This window comes from Vibrio sp. B183 (assembly GCF_000740665.1).
Lineage (GTDB): Bacteria > Pseudomonadota > Gammaproteobacteria > Enterobacterales > Vibrionaceae > Vibrio > Vibrio coralliilyticus.
This window is the reverse complement of record NZ_JPQB01000002.1, coordinates 138160-157284: the sequence shown is the minus strand read 5'-3', so window position 1 is coordinate 157284 and position 19125 is coordinate 138160. Positions and strand designations below refer to the sequence as shown.

General features: G+C 46.7%; 14 protein-coding genes. 6 read left to right on the top strand and 8 right to left on the bottom strand.

All coding sequences use genetic code 11. The features are described 5' to 3' along the window. Positions 1–48 precede the first annotated feature (48 nt). Positions 49–852 carry an envelope biogenesis factor ElyC gene (gene elyC / locus IX95_RS00850; protein WP_019277755.1) on the bottom strand — a complete coding sequence of 268 codons (804 nt, stop codon included), beginning with the start codon at positions 850–852 and terminating at the stop codon, positions 49–51. Between the two features lie 114 nt (positions 853–966). Here elyC and cmoM point away from each other — a divergent pair, with 114 nt between their 5' ends. From cmoM to mukB, 4 genes are read left to right on the top strand one after another with little or no spacing between them, the layout of a single operon-like run. Beyond that, a complete protein-coding gene (gene cmoM / locus IX95_RS00845) occupies positions 967–1758 on the top strand; it encodes a tRNA uridine 5-oxyacetic acid(34) methyltransferase CmoM (protein ID WP_038156044.1) in 792 nt (263 codons plus the stop codon). A 2-nt stretch (positions 1759–1760) separates the two neighbouring features. After that, positions 1761–3098, top strand: coding sequence for a chromosome partition protein MukF (gene mukF, locus IX95_RS00840; RefSeq protein ID WP_006962904.1), 1338 nt, complete (start codon positions 1761–1763; stop codon positions 3096–3098). After that, on the top strand, positions 3079–3807 hold the full coding sequence (mukE, locus tag IX95_RS00835) for a chromosome partition protein MukE (RefSeq protein ID WP_006962903.1): 729 nt from the start codon (positions 3079–3081) through the stop codon (positions 3805–3807). The genes mukF and mukE overlap by 20 nt, the downstream gene beginning before the upstream one ends. Then, positions 3804–8264 carry a chromosome partition protein MukB gene (gene mukB, locus IX95_RS00830; RefSeq protein WP_038156043.1) on the top strand — a complete coding sequence of 1487 codons (4461 nt, stop codon included), beginning with the start codon at positions 3804–3806 and terminating at the stop codon, positions 8262–8264. Before mukE ends, mukB begins: the two co-directional genes overlap by 4 nt. 29 nt (positions 8265–8293) lie before the next feature. On the opposite strand, the gene IX95_RS00825 is transcribed toward mukB, so the two are convergent. Next, the gene (locus IX95_RS00825; protein ID WP_038156042.1) at positions 8294–9343 is read right to left on the bottom strand and encodes an AraC family transcriptional regulator; all 1050 of its coding nucleotides are present in this window, start codon (positions 9341–9343) and stop codon (positions 8294–8296) included. Between the two features lie 175 nt (positions 9344–9518). Here IX95_RS00825 and IX95_RS00820 point away from each other — a divergent pair, with 175 nt between their 5' ends. Continuing rightward, the gene (locus IX95_RS00820) at positions 9519–10997 is read left to right on the top strand and encodes a coniferyl aldehyde dehydrogenase (protein ID WP_038156041.1); all 1479 of its coding nucleotides are present in this window, start codon (positions 9519–9521) and stop codon (positions 10995–10997) included. 101 nt (positions 10998–11098) lie between these two features. After that, the gene (locus tag IX95_RS00815) at positions 11099–12733 is read left to right on the top strand and encodes a GMC family oxidoreductase (RefSeq protein WP_038156039.1); all 1635 of its coding nucleotides are present in this window, start codon (positions 11099–11101) and stop codon (positions 12731–12733) included. Positions 12734–12794: 61 nt separating this feature from the next. On the opposite strand, the gene IX95_RS00810 is transcribed toward IX95_RS00815, so the two are convergent. The 6 genes from IX95_RS00810 to IX95_RS00785 form a co-directional block, all read right to left on the bottom strand. Continuing rightward, positions 12795–13784: an alpha-L-glutamate ligase-like protein gene (locus IX95_RS00810; protein ID WP_006962898.1), complete on the bottom strand. Its 990-nt coding sequence runs from the start codon at positions 13782–13784 to the stop codon at positions 12795–12797. Positions 13785–13787: 3 nt separating this feature from the next. After that, positions 13788–15293, bottom strand: coding sequence for an inactive transglutaminase family protein (locus tag IX95_RS00805; RefSeq protein ID WP_006962897.1), 1506 nt, complete (start codon positions 15291–15293; stop codon positions 13788–13790). 8 nt (positions 15294–15301) lie between these two features. Further along, positions 15302–16048 carry an ATP-dependent zinc protease family protein gene (locus IX95_RS00800; protein ID WP_019275894.1) on the bottom strand — a complete coding sequence of 249 codons (747 nt, stop codon included), beginning with the start codon at positions 16046–16048 and terminating at the stop codon, positions 15302–15304. Between the two features lie 216 nt (positions 16049–16264). After that, the gene (cmoB, locus tag IX95_RS00795) at positions 16265–17245 is read right to left on the bottom strand and encodes a tRNA 5-methoxyuridine(34)/uridine 5-oxyacetic acid(34) synthase CmoB (RefSeq protein ID WP_038156036.1); all 981 of its coding nucleotides are present in this window, start codon (positions 17243–17245) and stop codon (positions 16265–16267) included. 65 nt (positions 17246–17310) lie between these two features. Continuing rightward, positions 17311–18048 carry a carboxy-S-adenosyl-L-methionine synthase CmoA gene (gene cmoA, locus IX95_RS00790; protein WP_019275892.1) on the bottom strand — a complete coding sequence of 246 codons (738 nt, stop codon included), beginning with the start codon at positions 18046–18048 and terminating at the stop codon, positions 17311–17313. A 93-nt stretch (positions 18049–18141) separates the two neighbouring features. Beyond that, on the bottom strand, positions 18142–19008 hold the full coding sequence (locus IX95_RS00785) for a DUF72 domain-containing protein (protein ID WP_038156034.1): 867 nt from the start codon (positions 19006–19008) through the stop codon (positions 18142–18144). Positions 19009–19125: the final 117 nt, after the last annotated feature.

Sequence of the window (19125 nt, the reverse complement as noted above, 5' to 3'; positions counted from 1 at the left end):
AACAGATAAGCAAAAAAATACCGAGGCATGCCCTCGGTATTTTTTTAATTAAACATTACTATCGGAAGCTTGTATTGCTTTCTCTTCGTAATCGGATGCCCAATCACGCAGAGATTGCCAGATACGGCCTAATGTTTCGTGCCAATAGCGCTCTGTTTGCTCTAGGTAGACTGCCTTAGGTGCGTATTTTGCCCAAGCCTGTGTCACCTTATCGTGCGCCAAATAGTTAGTCGGAGCAGGGTAAGGTTTAAGGCCCGCAGAATGGAATTCATTCAGTGCGCGTTTCATATGGCTGGCTGATGTCACCACAACCAGTTTTTTGCGTTTAACAAACGCCGCCGCTTGCCTTGCCTCTTCCCACGTATCTTTTGCGGTTTCCAGCAAAATAATATCGGATTTTGAAACCCCCAGTGCTAGAGCCACTTTCGCCATCATACGTGCGTTACTGACTTCAGACCCTCCGGCGTACCCAGACAGGATCAATTTAGACCCCGGATAGATGCGCATAATGCGAATACCTTCTGCCAATCGCATCAGGCCGGTGCGACTAAGCTCAGAAGTGGGCGGAATTTTATCATCCACCACATGACCACTGCCCAAGACCATAACGTAGTCGATCGTCTCATCGACAGGGAAAAATGCAGAATACTGACGCTCAAGTGGCATCAGGAGACGAGATGAAACTGGCTGGAATGCAATGAGAAAAATGCCAATGAAAGAGAATAGAACAACAAAACAGCCTGTTTTTTGCTTCCTTGTAAACATAATCAGCATCAGACCTAAAAAACCGATGATCAGCATTGCTGGCAAAGGCATTAAAAGGGATGACACCACTTTTTTCAGCTCAAACATACTTAAATAGTCCGAAAAAACACCAATTGATTTTAATTTAAGAGAATCCCTCTTTATATCTGCCTTTCTTATGACAGAATAGCAGCACGATTCGACATGATAACCTAAGCCGCCGTGACTGAAGACCGCAATTTCGACGATATTGCCCACAAATTTGCAAAAAACATCTACGGCTCCGATAAAGGAGAGATACGCCAAGTCATTGTTTGGGAAGAACTTGAACAACTACTTTGTGCGGTTAATGGTAGCAGGAAAAGCCTCGATGTGCTGGATGCTGGCGGTGGTTTAGCACAAATGTCGCAAAAGCTGGCTAAACTCGGACATCGCGTCGCTTTATGTGATCTATCTTTGGAAATGCTGCAACTAGCCAAGCAGGATATTGAAAAAAATGGCTTGCTTGAGCAGTATCGCTTGATTCATTCGCCAGTTCAGAACATTGCAGAGCATCTGGAGCAGCCCGTTGATGTGGTTATGTTCCATGCTGTGATGGAGTGGTTGGCAGACCCTAAACCCGCTTTAGAAACGGTGCTTGAGCAGGTGAAACCGGGGGGCGCAGCTTCCATCATGTTCTACAACCATCATGGTCTGGTCTACAAGAATGTCGTATGTGGCAATATTCCTCATGTATTAGAGGGCATGCCGCATCGAAAACGATTTAAGTTACAGCCGCAGAAAGGGCTTAAACCAGAAGAGGTCTACAAGTGGATCGAAGACGCTGGCTTTGAAATCTGTGGTAAAGCTGGTATTCGCTGTTTCAGTGATTACATCGGAAACAGAGAATACATGGGCGACTATAAGACAGAAGATGTGGTGGCACTTGAGCGACAGCTGTGTCGACAAGAGCCCTACCTCTCGCTAGGCCGATACATACATGTATGGGCCAAAAAGAAAGAAGAACAGGAATAATAATGAGTGAGATGACTCTCAACGCTGCTGAGCAACCTATTGATGAATTGGTTGGCTGGGTTAAGCAGCACGATTTCTCATTAAACCTGCCGACTGAACGTCTCGCATTTCTCATCGCTATTGCAGTGCTTAGCAATGAGAGGTTTGATGAAGAATTGGGTGAAGGTGAATTGCACGACGCATTTACTATCGTCACTCGATTATTTGAGGATACCGGAGAAGCGTCTGCTTTTCGGGCTAACAACGCAATTAATGAGATGGTAAAGCAGAGGCTGATTAGCCGCTTTACCAGTGAAGTGAACGATGGCGCAAGTATTTATCGCTTGTCGCCGCTCGCGATTGGGATTACGGACTATTATGTTCGCCATCGTGAGTTTTCGAAGTTACGTCTCTCTATTCAGTTGTCGATGGTGGCGGATGAAATGGCGAAAGCGATTGAATCTGCTCAGCAAGGCGGGACGCCGGGGCACTGGAAAAAGAACGTTTATGGCGTGCTCAAATATTCCGTGGGTGAGATATTTGATCAAATTGATCTCAACCAACGTGTTATGGATGAGCAGCAACAATCCGTCAAAGTGCAGATTGCTGAGCTACTGAACAAAGATTGGCGTGAAGCGATCAACAACTGTGAAGAGTTATTATCTGAAACGTCTAGCACCTTGCGCGAGCTGCAAGATACATTACAAGCGGCCAGCGACGAGCTACAAACTCAAATCCTTGATATTCAGGAAATTGTTTATGGACAAGATGAACTGGAATTTATTGAGGAGGCCTTGTTTGGCTTACAGATGAAACTAGATCGCATCACAAGCTGGGGCCAACAAGCGATTGATTTATGGATTGGTTACGACAGACACGTCCATAAGTTTATCCGCACCGCAATTGACATGGATAAGAACCGTGCCTTCAGCACGCGTTTGCGTCAGTCTGTCAAAGATTACTTCGATACACCTTGGTATCTCACTTATGCCGATGCAGAAAGGTTAGTCGATCTCCGCGATGAAGCATTGGTTCTTCGAGATGACGAAGTGACCGGACAAGTGCCTCTGGAAGTGGAGTATGAAGAATTCCAACAAGTGAATGATGAGCTTTCTGAGCGCATAGGTGACATGCTCAAAGTACACAAAGAGCAGGGTACAGCTATCCATCTTGGAGCTGTATTACGCGACTATCTAGCACAGCATCCGCGCACTCATCATTTCGATTTAGCTCGTATCGTCATTGATCAAGCAGTACGTCTGGGTTACTCCGAATCGGATTATCAAGCGATTCAGCCAGACTGGCAGGCAATTAACGAATACGGAGCAAAGGTACAAGCAAATGTCATCGACCGATACTAATGATTACATGTCAGAAAATCTGGCAAAAGCGATTTCAAATCCACTTTTCCCGGCGCTGGACAGCATGCTTCGTGCCGGACGTCATATTTCTACCGAAGATCTCGACAATCATGCGCTGCTGTCTGACTTTGAAGTTGAGCTGTCTTCATTTTACCAGCGTTACAATACTGAGCTGGTCAAAGCACCGGAAGGTTTCTTTTACCTTCGCCCTCGCTCTACGTCTCTGATTAACCGCAGTGTGTTGTCTGAGCTCGACATGCTGGTGGGCAAGGTCTTGTGTTTCCTCTACCTAAGCCCAGAGCGTCTAGCTCACGAGGGAATCTTTACCAATCAGGAACTGTATGAAGAGCTGTTGGCTTTATCTGATGAGAAAAAGCTGATGAAGCTGGTCACCAACCGTGCGACTGGTTCAGATTTAGATAAAGAAAAACTGTTTGAAAAAGTCCGCACTTCTCTGCGTCGTTTACGCCGTCTGGGCATGATCATCAACATTGGCGAAACCGGTAAATTCAGTATCAGTGAATCGGTATTCCGCTTTGGTGCTGATGTCCGTGTGGGCGACGACATGCGTGAAGCGCAGTTACGCTTGATCCGTGATGGTGAAGCAGTTGTGCATACCAAAGAGCCAAGCCAAGGCAGCTTACTGGCAGAATCAGAACAAGGTGATGAGTCATCTCAATCAGAAAAATTAGAAGAAGGTGAAGCATGATTGAAAGAGGTAAATATCAATCGCTGACCATGGTCAACTGGAACGGCTTCTTTGCACGAACCTTTGACATTGATGGCTTAGTTACCACGTTATCCGGGGGTAATGGTGCAGGTAAATCAACCACAATGGCGGCATTCATTACAGCCTTGATACCTGACCAGACGCTGCTGCATTTCCGAAATACGACCGAGGCGGGCAGTAGCCAGTCTTCACGTGACAAAGGCCTCTACGGTAAATTGCAACCAGGTGCCTGTTATGCGGCACTGGATGTTGTGAACTCACGTAATCAGCGCTTACTGTTTGCGGTTAAGCTGCAGCAGGTCGCGGGTCGCGATAAGAAAGTGGATATCAAACCGTTCGTGATTCAAGGGCTGCCAAGCAGTGTGAAGCCGACAGATATCCTGATTGAAAGTGTTTCTGCGACTCAGGCGCGTGTGCGTCAGATCAACGAAATCAAAGAGTCAGTCGCGCAATACGAAGGTGTTCAGCTTAAGACTTTCAATTCGATTGTCGAATACCACGCACAAATGTTTGAATTTGGCGTGATTCCTAAGAAATTGCGTAACTCCAGTGACCGTTCTAAGTTCTATCGCTTGATTGAAGCGTCGCTGTACGGTGGTATTTCGAGTGCGATTACCCGCTCATTACGCGATTACCTACTGCCTCAGAATGGCGGAGTAAAGAAAGCTTTCCAAGACATGGAATCGGCGTTGCGTGAAAACCGCATGACGCTTGAAGCGATCAAAACCACTCAAGCAGATCGAGACCTGTTTAAACATCTGATCACTGAATCGACAAATTACGTGGCGGCTGACTACATGCGCCATGCAAACGATCGTCGTAACAAGCTTGAGCAGACTCTATCTCTGCGCTCTGAACTGTTTGGTTCGCGTGAAACACTGGTTGAGCAAAACAATTTACTTAATCGCGTTCAAGAAGAGCTTGAACTGCTGGTGGAGTCTGAATCTGCCCTAGAGCAGGATTATCAAGCGGCTTCCGACCACTTACAGCTTGTCCAGAATGCGTTGCGTCAGCAGGAAAAGATCGAGCGTTACAAAGAAGATCTTGAAGAGCTCAGCGAACGACTTGAAGAACAGATGATGGTCGTTGAAGAAGCGCAAGAACGTGTTCTGATGATGGAAGAGCAAGCGACGGTTGCGGAAGAAGAGGTAGACAGCCTTAAGACTCAGTTAGCGGATTATCAGCAAGCATTAGATGTTCAGCAAACCCGTGCACTTCAATACCAACAAGCAGTTCAAGCGCTTGAGAAAGCCAAAACCTTGCTGGAGGATGATGACCTTACTGCTGAGCGCGCGCACTCGTTGGTCTCTGAGCTGAAAAATCAGGAATCAGAAAGCACGGCAGCTTTGCTGTTGGTGAAACACAAACTGGATATGTCTTCAGCCGCCGTTGAGCAGTTTGAGACGGCGCTTACCTTGGTTCGTAAGATTGCTGGCGACTCAGTGGAACGTAAGAATGCCGCAGAAATCGCAAGGCAGTCGATTCGTCAAGCGCGAGATGCTGAGCAAATTGCACAAAATGAACAACAATGGCGAGCGCAACACAGAGATCTAGAGCGTAATCTCAATCAACAACGTCAGGCCCGTGAGTTAGTCGACGCGTATCAGAAGCAACATCATGCTGAGCTCGTTGATGAGTTAACCTTTGAGCAGGAGCGTGAACGTCACGCTATGCAGGTTGAATCGCTTGAGATTGCTCAGGAAGAGGTACGTGAGCAGCGCAGCGAACAGCGTCGCTTAGAGCAGGATTCTGCTAGCGAAATCGAAAAGCTTGAAGCCATTGCGCCAACTTGGATTGCAGCTCACGATGCGTTGGAAACGCTCAAAGAGCAAAGTGGTGCTGATCTGTATGACAGCCAAGCTGTTATGTCCCAGATGCAAGTGGTGCTGGAGCAAGAAAAGCAACAGTCATTGGCGAAAGAAAAGCTCGCTGAGCGCCGTGCTCATTTAGAGAATGAAATTGAACGGTTAGCATCACCGGGTGGCTCCAATGATCCTCGTCTGAAAGGCTTGGCTGATACATTAGGTGGTGTGCTGCTTTCAGAGATCTATGACGATATCACCATTGGCGATGCGCCTTATTTCAGTGCGATGTACGGTCCATCTCGTCATGCGATTGTGGTGTCTGACTTAACGGGTATTGAAGAAAAGCTGGTTGAGCTGGACGATTGTCCTGAAGACCTTTACATAATTGAAGGCGATATCGATGCCTTTGATGACAGCTCATTTGATGCTGAAGAACTGGAAGGGGCGGTTTGTGTTCGCATGAACGATCGCCAGATGCGTTACTCACGCTTCCCAGAAATTCCTCTGTTTGGACGTGCTGCGCGAGAACAACGTTTAGAGCTGCTACGTAATGAACGAGAAGAAGTGGTTGAACAGCATGCGAAAGCTGCGTTCGATTCGCAAAAACTTCAGCGTCTATATCAGGCATTCAACAACTTCGTTGCTAAGCACATTCAGGTTGCTTTTGAAGCGGATCCGGAGCAATCGCTGACAGTGGCTCGTGAGAAGCGTAACCAAGTGTCACGAGTACTGGCAGATTTGGATGCCAAAGAGCAGCAGCAACGTTCTCAATTGTTAGCAAGTAAGCAGGCGTTGTCATCGCTGGATAAATTAGCACCAATGATGGCGCTGATTGAAGATGATTCACTGACACTGCGTTTCGAAGAGCTTGAAGAAAAAATCGCTCAACTGTCTGAAGCAAAAGCATTTTTGAGCAGCCACGCGAAAACAGTTTCTGAACTGGAAAAAATTGCTTCAGCGCTTGAAGCTGACCCTGAGCAATTCGATGCGCTGGAAGCCGAATATAAAGCAGCGGATGTTCAGTTACAGGAACTTAAGAAGCAGATCTTTGCGTTGTCTGACTTGGTGGAGCGTCGCCATTACTTTGCTTATTCTGACTCTGTGGACTTGCTAAACAAGAGCAGTGAACTGAGTGAACAGCTTAAAGCTAAGCTTGTTGAAGCAGAGAGGCAGCGCACGCGTTCTCGTGACGAACTGAAGCAATCTCAAGGTCAGATGAACCAGTACAACCAAGTCTTGGCTTCATTGAAGAGCTCTCATCAGGCTAAGCAGGAAACGGTTCAGGAATTTAAGCAAGAGCTTCAAGAGTTTGGTGTTACTGCAGACGAAGGTGCACAAGAGCGCGCCATGCGTCGTCGAGACGAGTTGCAGGAACGTCTGCATACGTCACGCAGTCGTAAGAGTGAATACGAGCGTACCATCACGTCGACTGAGCTGGAAATGAAAGGTCTGGCAAAACGTCTTAAGAAGGTTCAGAAAGAGTACATTGAGCTGCGCACCTTTGTGGTTGCAGCGAAAGCAGGTTGGTGCTCAGTACTGCGCTTAGCACGTGAAAACGATGTCGAACGTCGTCTGCATAAACGTGAGCTTGCTTATATGTCAGCGGATGAACTACGCTCGATGTCGGATAAATCGTTGGGTGCGTTACGTCTGGCGGTGGCAGATAACGATGACTTACGTGATGCCCTGCGTCTGTCGGAAGACAATGCACGCCCTGAGCGTAAGGTATTGTTCTATATCGCTGTGTACCAGCATCTGCGTGAACGCATTCGTCAGGATATCATCCATACCGATGACCCGGTTGAGGCCATTGAAGAGATGGAAGTAGAGCTGGCGCGATTGACCGAAGAACTGACGCAACGTGAAAATCGCCTCGCGATTAGTTCTGAATCTGTCGCTAGCATCATCAAGAAAACGATTCAGCGTGAGCAAAACCGCATCCGCATGCTAAACCAAGGCTTGTCGAACATTGCCTTTGGTCAGGTAAAAGGTGTTCGTTTGAATGTGAAGATTCGTGAAAGCCACGAAATTTTGCTTCATGGTCTAGCTTCACAGCAAGAGCAACACAAAGACTTGTTTGAGACTTCTCGTTATACCTTCTCAGAAGCGATGGCGAAATTGTTCCAGCGCGTTAACCCACATATTGATATGGGGCAACGCAGCCCTCAAGTTCTGGGTGAAGAGCTGCTGGACTACCGTAACTACCTAGAGTTGAGTGTTGAAGTCTGCCGTGGTTCAGATGGTTGGCTACAAGCGGAATCTGGTGCGTTGTCTACGGGTGAAGCGATCGGTACTGGTCAGTCGATTCTTCTGATGGTTGTTCAGAGCTGGGAAGAAGAATCTCGTCGTCTACGCAGTAAAGACATTGTTCCTTGTCGACTGTTGTTCCTCGATGAGGCGGCGCGTTTGGATGCTAAGTCAATTTCGACTCTGTTTGAACTGTGTGACCGTCTGGATATGCAATTATTGATTGCGGCGCCAGAAAACATCAGCCCAGAGAAGGGCACCACTTACAAGCTAGTACGTAAAGTATTTAAAGACCATGAACATGTTCATGTGGTTGGTCTAAGAGGCTTTGGACAAGCTGAGCAAGACAAGTCAGAAGCTCAAGAACTGATTGAAGAGCTATAAAGACAAGCTGATAGAAAATACCCGCTGAGTTAGCGGGTATTTTTTTGTTTAGCGTCAGCGGCTTGGTTACGAAACGTTTTCGGTGAGCAGCCATTCCATTTGCGAAACGCGTGGCGGAAATTTGCACTGTCTGAGAAGCCGACCCGCTCAGAAATTTCTTCGATATTTAAGCCTGTTGAAACAAGGTAATGTTTTGCTAGGTGAAAGCGGACGTGATCCAATATTTGTTGATAGCCTGTATGTTCTGCTTTGAGGTGGCGACGCAATGTACGAGATGACATTCCTAGCTCAGAAGAGAGCGCTTCAATCGAGGGGTAGCGACCAGGCCGCTCAATGAATATCTGAGTGATTTTTTCTTTCAAATTTGGCGTACTGCTCACTTTAGCCAACATCTCGTCACAGGACTTTAAGCACATCTGTAGCGTCATTGCGTTCGCTGACGGCAGAGGGTTGTGTAATTGGCTAGCGTCAAATTCCCATTCCAGCTCTTGGCTATCAAATTCAATTTGGCAGCGAAACAGCTCGTTATACAAGTCTCCATACTCTGGCTTCGGGTAAGGAAACTTAAGTACATGGGAAGGAAATGGTTGTTGCATTACCTCTTCACACAGATTCTGAATGGTAGCAAACCAGTACTCGCAGCAAAAAGGAAGCAGCGAATCGAGCTCTATAAGTTGCTCTGCGCGAAAATAACCGCGATTTTGTTCAATCCACATTTTCTTTCTTAGTACGGGGCCGGCAAGGCGCAGATATTTGAAGCCAAGTAGCATGGCATCGAGTAGCGTGCTGCTGCTAAAAGCCGCATAACCAAGGACACCAAAGTCACTGAAACGCGCTTGTTGACCTATTTTTAAGCCAAGAGCAGACTCGTTTGACAGGCTTGTCGCATTACTAAAGATGATTAGCTTCTGAGCGAGGGTGAGATGTGTGTCTGGAGAGTAGAGCTCCGCAAGCGATACACCACTGCCTTTAAGCAGATCTTCGACTGGAATCTGATGTTCCAGATACCTAGTTAACAGCTGTACATCTAGGATACCAAAAGCCTGCATATCGGGTTCATAAACCGCACTATACTCCATTTTCCTTTCTTCCCTTTCCCTTGCACATTGTCAGCTTGAGGATACTTTATAGCCTAAGGATGTCTTTAGAACTGTTATTTGTGTCCGAATTTCACCGCTTTATGTCTCTCTACAACCTATGCGTCATGTTAGCAAAATGTTGTAATAAGGTATTGGGACATGCGAGGTCACTTAGATGAATACGATGGCAACACACTTGGCCGACAGCGATACACTGGCGTCTGACGCTTCAGTAAGTGAGCTGACAACTTGGTTCAATGAGCTTCAATTGGCATACCAAAATGAACCATTGCCAAGTTTGAGCGTCAGGAAGCAACGCTTAAGAGCACTTAAGCAACAGTTATCTCGATATCAAGATGTTCTCGCGGATGCGATGAGTGAAGACTTTGGTGGTCGTAGTCATACCGAGTCGATTATGGCGGATGTTCTAGCCCCGATACTGGATATCAATCATGTCTTAAGCCACATTGGACGCTGGATGAAACCGAGCATTCGCCCTACGGAGTGGCTATTCAAAGGCAATAGGCTTGAGGTGAGATATCAGCCCAAAGGAGTGGTTGGTATTATCTGCCCATGGAACTTCCCTATTTACCTTTCTGTTGGTCCACTCGTAACTGCTTTAGCCGCGGGTAATCGTTGCATGATAAAAATGCCCCCGAACTGTCCAGTTGTGACGGGAGTATTGACTAAGTTATTGAGCGAGATTTATTCAACCGACTTGGTTCGCGTCGTAGAGGGTAGCCATCCACAAGCGATGGATATTTCGAGTCTTCCATTTAACCATCTTGTTTTTACCGGCTCACCGAAGAGCGGCAAAGTTATCATGGCTAATGCGGCTAAGAATCTTACTCCGGTGACGTTGGAGCTAGGGGGCAAGTCTCCGGTTATTGTTTTTGATGACTTTGATATTGAGCTTGCTGCTCAACGTGTGGCTCATGGCAAAGGATTTAACTCTGGGCAGATATGTATCGCGCCAGATTATGCGTTTGTCCCCGAAGACAAAGTGGAGCGGTTTGTCACTGCCGTGTCCCATGCGCACAAAGCAATGTACAAATCGATTCGAGGTAACCATGACTATACCTCTCTAATCGATGATGCACAGGCGCAACGTTTCCAAGAATTGTTAGAGGATGCTCGTCACAAAGGAGCGGTCATAACGCAATGTTCAGAGGGTGGAGAGGGACGCAAGACGCCCTTGTTCATCGCCACCCAACTAACGCCTGAGATGCGTATCTGCCAGGAAGAGATTTTTGGTCCACTGCTTCCGGTGCATGGCTATCAGAATTTGGAGCAAGTCACTGATTACATTAATCAGCGTCCAAGAGCTCTCGCGTGTTATCTATTTAGTCATGATCTGCAACAGCGCGAAGCGTTACTGGCTCGAACACACAGTGGTGGCGTGACGATCAATGACTGGGGATGGCATGTGCTGAATCATTCAGTGCCATTCGGCGGGGTTGGCAATTCTGGAATCGGCAATTATCACGGGGAAGAAGGCTTTCGTGAACTTAGCCACGCGCGCAGTGTGTTGCAGATGCGTCGGTGGTTTCCAATCGCTTTGTTTACGCCGCCCTATGGAAATACGATTCAGAAACTGGCGGTTCGATGGTTTGTTGGAAAACCCGATCCTGCACTCAAAGAGCAAGCCAAATAGATTTGCAGAGCAGTCTGCATATATCCAAGTTACGTACTTGTGCGAGTAGGGGCGTTTCCCCACTTCTATATGCCCCTGAATTTGTGCTGAGGAGTAAACTGATGGACAGTTATGATTTTATTATTGTCGGTGGAGGTTCTGCCGGGTGCGTGTTAGCGGCTCGCCTATCTGAAGACCCCAGTAGCAGCGTATGCCTATTAGAAGCTGGTGGTAAAGATACCAGCCCCTTTATTCATACACCTGTCGGAATGGTCGCAATGATGCCGACTAAACACAATAACTGGGGTTTTGAGACGGTTCTACAGAAAGGCCTCAACGGGCGCAAAGGCTATCAGCCACGTGGTAAAACACTGGGTGGTTCAAGTTCGATCAATGCCATGATGTACGCACGCGGGCACCGTTATGACTATGATTTGTGGTCAAGTTTAGGCAATGTCGGCTGGAGCTATGACGAGTGTTTGCCTTATTTCAAAAAGGCTGAGCATAACGAAGTCCACCAGGATGAATTTCACGGCCAAGGTGGGCCGCTGAATGTCACTGACCTACGTTGCCCAAGTGAGATGCTTGAGAAATACCTTCAGGCATGTGAATCTATTGGTGTACCGCGAAACAAGGACGTCAATGGCGTTGAGCAACTCGGCGCTATGGCAACTCAAGTGACTCAGCTCAATGGTGAGCGTTGTAGTGCGGCTAAAGCGTACCTGACTCCCAATTTGTCTCGTCCTAATCTTACCGTTGTAACTAAAGCTACAACTCATAAAGTCCTGTTTCGTGATAAGCAAGCTATTGGTGTGGAATATGGCTTAGCGGGAAAGTTGTTTCAGATTAAGTGTCGAAAAGAAGTCATTCTTTCGGCTGGGGCATTTGGCTCGCCACAAATCTTGCTGCTGTCCGGCGTTGGACCTAAAGAAGAGCTGGATAAACACGGTATTTACCAGGTCCATGAACTCGCGGGGGTGGGTGAGAATCTGCAAGATCATATTGATCTAATCCACTCCTATAGATGTAATGCGAAGCGTTCGACTTTTGGTATTTCATTACAAATGGCCGCAGATATAGGTAAGGCGATCCCCGAATGGCGACGCCATCGGAGTGGAAAGTTAACCAGTAATTACGCAGAGGGAATTGGGTTCTTTTGTTCTGATGATGAAGTATACGTTCCTGATCTTGAATTTGTTTTTGTTGTCGCTGTCGTTGATGACCACGCGCGGAAAATCCATCTGAGTCATGGTTTTAGTAGCCACGTTACTTTGCTCAGGCCCAAGAGCAAAGGAACAGTCAAACTCAGAAGTGCAGACCCGTATGATTCACCAAGCATTGACCCTGCTTTCTTCAGCCACCCCGATGATATGTCGGTGATGATTAAGGCGTGGAAAAGACAGTATCAGATGCTAGAAAGTGAGGCGTTTGATGATGTGCGAGGAGACAGCTTTTACCCCGTTGATGCGAGTGACGATAGTGCGATTGAGCAGGACATTCGAAACCGTGCGGATACTCAATATCACCCAGTCGGAACTTGCAAAATGGGAACAGAACAAGATGCATTGGCTGTGGTAGACAGTAATCTTTCTGTGTATGGGCTAGAGCGTTTAAGAGTCGTTGATGCCTCAATTATGCCCACTTTGGTAGGCGGTAATACCAATGCACCAACAATAATGATTGCCGAAAAAGTGGCAGATAAGATCAAGTTAAAATACGGTTTGTGCAAGGAGCATGCTAGTATGAATTTGGCTTGATCGTTTTACTTCAGCGATTAAAAAACCCGCATGTCGCGGGTTTTTGAGTTATTGAAAGCTTTTAGCTTGTCACTTCATTGGCGAATATACCAAACTGCTTGGCCGCATAAGCGACGCGTTCTTCTGCGCTTGGATAAACTCTTGGTGAGCCAAGGTTCTCTATATGATGCAGTCTAGGCAGTAGCCCCGCGCCATTGGCGATTTGGATAGCCAAGCCCGGACGTGCGTTTAGCTCAAGCACCATAGGCCCTTCTTCTTTATCCAGAACCATGTCAGTGCCCATGTAGCCCAAGCCTGTCATTTCCCATGCACTCGAAGCCAATGTTAACAAGCGTTCCCAATGAGGTACTTGCAGCGTAGCGAGTTCTTTACCTGTATCGGGGTGATGCGTAACGGGTTGATCGAATTGTACGGCTCTCACTGCGCGACCTGTCGCGATATCAATACCGACACCTACCGCACCTTGGTGTAAATTCGCTTTACCATCAGAGGCGGCGGTGGAACAACGCATCATTGCCATAACAGGGTAGCCCTTGAAAACAATAATACGCACATCGGGTACACCTTCGTAGCTAAACCCGTCGAAGCAGTCATCAAACTTAATCAGGTTTTCAACTACAGCAACATCGTTTTTACCACCTAGCGAAAAAAGACCCGCCAGTGCGTTACTTATATGGCGTTCAACGTCTTCTTGGTTGATCGTAGCGCCCGACGGCTTGGTGTAGATACCATCTTTGTGAGAAGTGATAACCAAGATGCCTTTACCACCACTTCCTTGAGCAGGCTTAATAACGAAACCCGGCCAGTCTTTGACCATCTTATGAATGGTTTTGACTTCCACTTGGCTACTGATCACGCCAATTAACTCAGGTGTCGTGGCACCATGCTGCTGAGCAATAATTTTTGTTTTAAGCTTGTCATCTACCAGCGGATACTTTGAGCGATCATTGTAACGACCAATGTAGCTGTGGTTACGTTGATTCATGCCCATAATACCTTTATGGCGAAGCTTATCTGGCGATGTAAACTGCGAAGTTAAACGTGTCAGCATCGGTTAGTCCTCCGCTAGTGGTTTAAAGCGACGTAGTTCTGTTAGGCGGTAACCCGTGTAAGTACCAAGTAGCAGAATGCCTGCCAGAACAATCAGTTGAAGACCAATAAAGTTGAAAGTCAGGTGCTGAATGTAAGTGCTGGTCATCGCTAGATAGACCAGTACGGCTGTTGCTAATGAGCCACCGCCTTGCAGCATAACCTCTTTAGCGCCTTCTTCTTCCCATAGAATCGACATACGTTCGATGGTCCAAGAAAGGATGATCATCGGGAAGAAGGTAATCGACAGACCCTCTGTCAAACCAATCTTAAACGCGACTACCGTGAAGACCGAGATGATCATGATGACCGTGATAATCACGGCAGAAATCCGAGCGACTAACAGCAAGTTTAGCCTTGAGAGATAACTTCGTATTACCAGACCAGTACCGACAATCAGCAAAAAGCCGACAATACCAGTGACAAGCTGAGTCTGAACGAAGGCAACCGCAATCAGGACTGGCATGAAGGTACCGGAGGTTTTCAGGCCAATGATGACACGTAGGAACACCACAATAAGTGCACCAATCGGAATCAGCATGATGGTTTTAAACATCGCCTGCTCTTCAAGTGGCAAGCTATGAATAGAGAAGTTAAGCAGACCGTCTGCTTCAACTTTGTCCAGAGTCGCCTGTTTTGGTGAGACTTCCTGAGCGATCATCGAGAAGTGAACTTGGCTGTTTTGGCCGCCGATGATATCAAGCAGTGATACATTGGACTCATCCCAGACTAGGATGTTCTCAGCGATGACTTGATTAGCGTTCTGAGGATTAAACAGAATCCACTCTTTACCATTCCATACTTGGTTCATCTGCTGAATAGTCTGACGTCGACGGCCATCTTCTAACTCGATGACACCAACCACTTTGCTTGGTATTTGAGCGTGAGCAAGGATTTTATCGACCGCTTCTACTTTGGACATCTTGTTCAGCAATAGAGCGGCGTTTTGGCTATCTGAATCGTTAAGGATTTTTATCAGTTCGCGAGTGAACGTGATGTCATCAGCAGAGCGTTTGTTGGCGCGCTCAATTAAAGAGATCGCCGCGGCTTCTGTCGGACCGTCAAAGGTTGGTGGGGTGATATCTTGATCTGGCTTGAGTGGTTCAACTTTCGCCTGAGGATCCACAAGGAATTGCGCCTTGTAGTAGATAGTTTGTGCGCCCACTGCGTGGCGAATTGACCACTCAGCTCTTCTGCCTGTTTCAGTGTTAACGTATGAAACGCCGTAGCCTGGTGATGAAGAAGATTCACTGATCAGTGTGAATCCGTTCTGAGTGTGTGGTGCGGCTAATGACGCCTTGACGGGTTTAGCCTGAGCATTGAACTCCACTCGAGCTTCAATATCCCAAACCTGACGGGTTTCTCCCGGTGTCCAAGGAACGCCATAAGTCTGATGCCTGAACATACTTAAAGCGATGCCTGCAATAATAAGCAGGACGACCGATATATAAAAAGGGACTTTAGACGTCATAAGCTACCTTATTGTATTTGTTCGTTTTTCGTTTGGATGTATTGTTTACTGACATCCACCACTGCAATATCTCGGATAAATTCACGACCCAATAACACAGGATGGGTCATCTGAGAACGATCTGCCAAAGTGAACTGTGTTTTTTCGTGAATCTTGCCCAATCTTACCCACAATTCCACGACCGCGCGGCGTTCCATTTTATCGCTTGTTGCTTGTCGTATTTTCACAAAGCGGATGATAGGGGCTTCAATCCAGTTTGTGTCATCTAGTGCGGTTTCACCGTCTGATAAGTGAAAGCGAACCCAATTCTTGCCATTACGTTCGAATTCTTCGATGTCGACAGCATTGAGTGATGACGTGGCTGCACCGGTATCGATGCGAGTGTCAAATGCCTGCTTGATAGAATCTATGGTGACTTTTTCAATCTCACCTAACACAACGTCTTGGGTCGGTGCAGCTTGAACTTGGACTTGAGTAGGCACCAGTACAGGTTCGCGCTTTTTCTTTACTTCGGCCATGGCTTCGTATTTGAACTTCATCAGCTCTTTATCCAGCATGTCGACCTTAGATTGTAGATTTTCAATGTGTTCGGCTTGATCGCTTACCTGACTCTCTAAACGAGTAAATTTTTGTGTGAGATTTGTTTCTGAAGATTGAATCGCTGCAAGGGTTTCCTGATGGTATTGCTCACTGTTGGTGAGCGTGCAGCCTGAAAGTAAGGCAATCGCAATGACCGGAGTCAATTTGGTAAACATTGAAAATCCTGAATTAGATTAAGTTGTTTATAAATTAGGAGTTTAGATCATTACTCGTTGGTCTCACAAGGCACATTGCCCTGATAGATTGTATTGAGTATTGATTAGTGATGTACTGCAAAAAAATAGGACGCAGTCAGCATCCTAAATTTTAGAGTCTTTTAGTGTTTAGATTAAGTATTTGAAGTACCTAAAAAGTTAGGAGTCTGTCAATAATTAATCATAATTAGGTTTTTTGGCGACAAGTACTGCTCGACGAGGTGCCGGATGACCTTCCACTGTTTTGCTTAGGTCGTTGGCATCAAGATAGTCTGGCAAGGAATTGTGCGTCATCCAGTCAGTTGTGCGCTGCTCATCGACAGAAGTGACGTTTTCGTCAACGATGCGAACATCCTCAAATCCGACTTGCTCTAGCCACACTTTGAGGGCTTTTGAAGAAGGGAAGAAGTAGACATTACGCATTTGAGCATAGCGATCAACTGGCACAAGCACGGAAGTTTCATCACCTTCAATGACCAACGTTTCCAAAATCAACTCACCACCCGCTACAAGCTGATCTTTAAGTTGAATCAAGTGGTCGAGTGGAGAGCGGCGATGGTATAGCACGCCCATGCTGAACACAGTATCAAATGCTTCAAGTTTCGGTAGCTGTTCGATACCCAGTGGCAGCAAATGCGCACGTTGGTTATCGCCCATTAGCTTGCGTACTGCTTCAAACTGAATCAGGAATAAATGTGATGGGTCAATACCTACACACAATCGCGCGCCTTCGCCCAGCATTCGCCACATGTGGTAACCGTTGCCACAGCCAACATCAAGGACACTGCGATTCTTAAGTGGTGAGATGTGTGGTAGCACGCGATCCCATTTCCAATCGCTGCGCCACTCTGTATCAATGTGAATGCCGTGCAGATGATATGGGCCTTTACGCCAAGGGTGGAACGTACGGAGCAAGTTTTCTAGCTTTTTCAGCTCACCAGTATGGAACGGAGTATCGTTCGCAATAGTGACAGAGTGCTTCAGATCAACCTGATCAGGTGAACCTTCAGGGATTTTGTTGAGTGCTTTTAGCCAGCGACCAAAATCACCGTGCTCTGCGTTTTGCCAATCGGTTAGCTGCTGAGGTAAAACATTAAGCCATGGCTGAAGGCGCGTATCCGTGGCAATTAACTGATAAAAATTGGCAAAGTTAAACATAGTTTTTCACTGATAATAAATTAAACAATTTAGCCCAACATACTGAGCGAACGACTCATTTTTCGCTACTTTATCGCGAACATTGAACCAAAGTTGAAACATTGGAACCAGACATCGAAGCTACTAAAGCCGATTTCGGCAAAACGCTCTTTGTGTTCCTTTTTCGAATCAGGGCGCATGACGTTTTCAATCGCACTGCGCTTCTGGCTGATTTCCAATTCGCTATAACCGTTGGCGCGCTTAAAGTCATGATGAAGGTCGATGAGCAGTTCATTAGACACTTGATCTTCAAACACATACTTTTCTGACAAGATCAAAATGCCCCCCGGACGCAGACCCGCATAGATTTTCTCTAGCAAAGTATACCTATCCTGAGGCGACAGAAACTGCAGCGTGAAATTGAGTACCACGACAGAAGCGTTTTGGATTTCGATATTGCGAATGTCTGCTTCCACCACATCCACAGGTGTATCGCTGCGGTAAGCATTGACGTGCAGTTTACAACGCTCAACCATGGCGGACGAGTTGTCGACTGCAATGATTTGGCAACCTTCCTGCTGAATATGACGACGCATGGACAACGTAGCGGCGCCGAGTGAGCAGCCAAGATCGTAAATGTTTGAATGCGGTTTAACGAACCTTTCGGCCAACATGCCAATGGCAGAGATGATATTGCTGTACCCAGGAACAGATCGCTGAATCATATCAGGAAAGACTTCTGCAACACGCTCATCAAACGTGAAGTCTCCTATTTTATCGATAGGAGCGGAAAACATCGTATCTGGATTGCTCTTAGGGTTCATAATCGATTCTCTGACAAGTTTCGCAGTGGCATCAAAAAAGGCGCGTATTTTATGAGAAAATCGCGCCCGTGTCATGTGTTGAGACAATTCTACTCAGAACATCTGTAACTGCGAATTGCCATCATTTGCCGGGAATGCTGATAAGTCAGGCAATTGAGTATTGTTTTGCAGCATTTTGTACAAATTACTCGCAAGTTCTGGCGCAATAATATTGTCGGCGGTATGGATCATTACATAAGGTTGCTTACCTTCGGCTATCCACTCTGGTAGCTTTTTCAGCCAAGGGGTGAAAAAAGCGTAGTTTTCAGACTCCGTTGGATGACCGATAAAGCGAATCATGGGGTGTGAGGCTGTGGCGATAGCGTGCACTGGGACTTTAGGTTTCTTTTGCTGTGCGTCGATGATGGCTTCATTGTCCGGTTTTGCTGCAAACACAGGCCGGCTATCCATGATGATCCGGTCGTAGCCTTTCTCGTGCAGCCACTGGTTCAATTGACGCTCTTCTTCACCTTTAGAGAAAAAAGAGGGGTGTCGAACTTCAACACCAATAGGGAAGTTTGGTGGGAATAAATCGCAGAATCTTTGCAGGTCGTTTAGATGTTCTGGGCCAAAAGCCGCTGGCAATTGGATGGTCCACTGGCCGATGCGGTCATGCAAAGGTGCCATGATTTGCATGAACTCATTGAGTGGCCCTTGACTGCCTCGTAGCATTTGTTGGTGAGTAATCGCTTTTGGCAGCTTAAAAGTGAATTTGAAATCATCATGCGTCGCAGCTCGCCAGTTCTGCACGGTTGAAACACTTGGTGTGGCGTAGAATGTCGTATTCCCTTCGACAGTATGGAAAACCTGAGCGTACTTTTCTAGCCTTTCGGCGGGCTTGGTGCCACTGCCGTAGAAGCTTTGTTGCCAGTTGTTGTGAGACCACATGGTCAAGCCAAGTCTTAGGGGTAATCCATCCATATTGAGCCATCTCTACCTTTAACGCTTAACCACTTTACGAGAGTTTTGAAGAGAACGGTACTTTCAAGCTATAATCAGCACCAATTTTTTCTGATTGATGTGGTTTTGCTCTTTTAT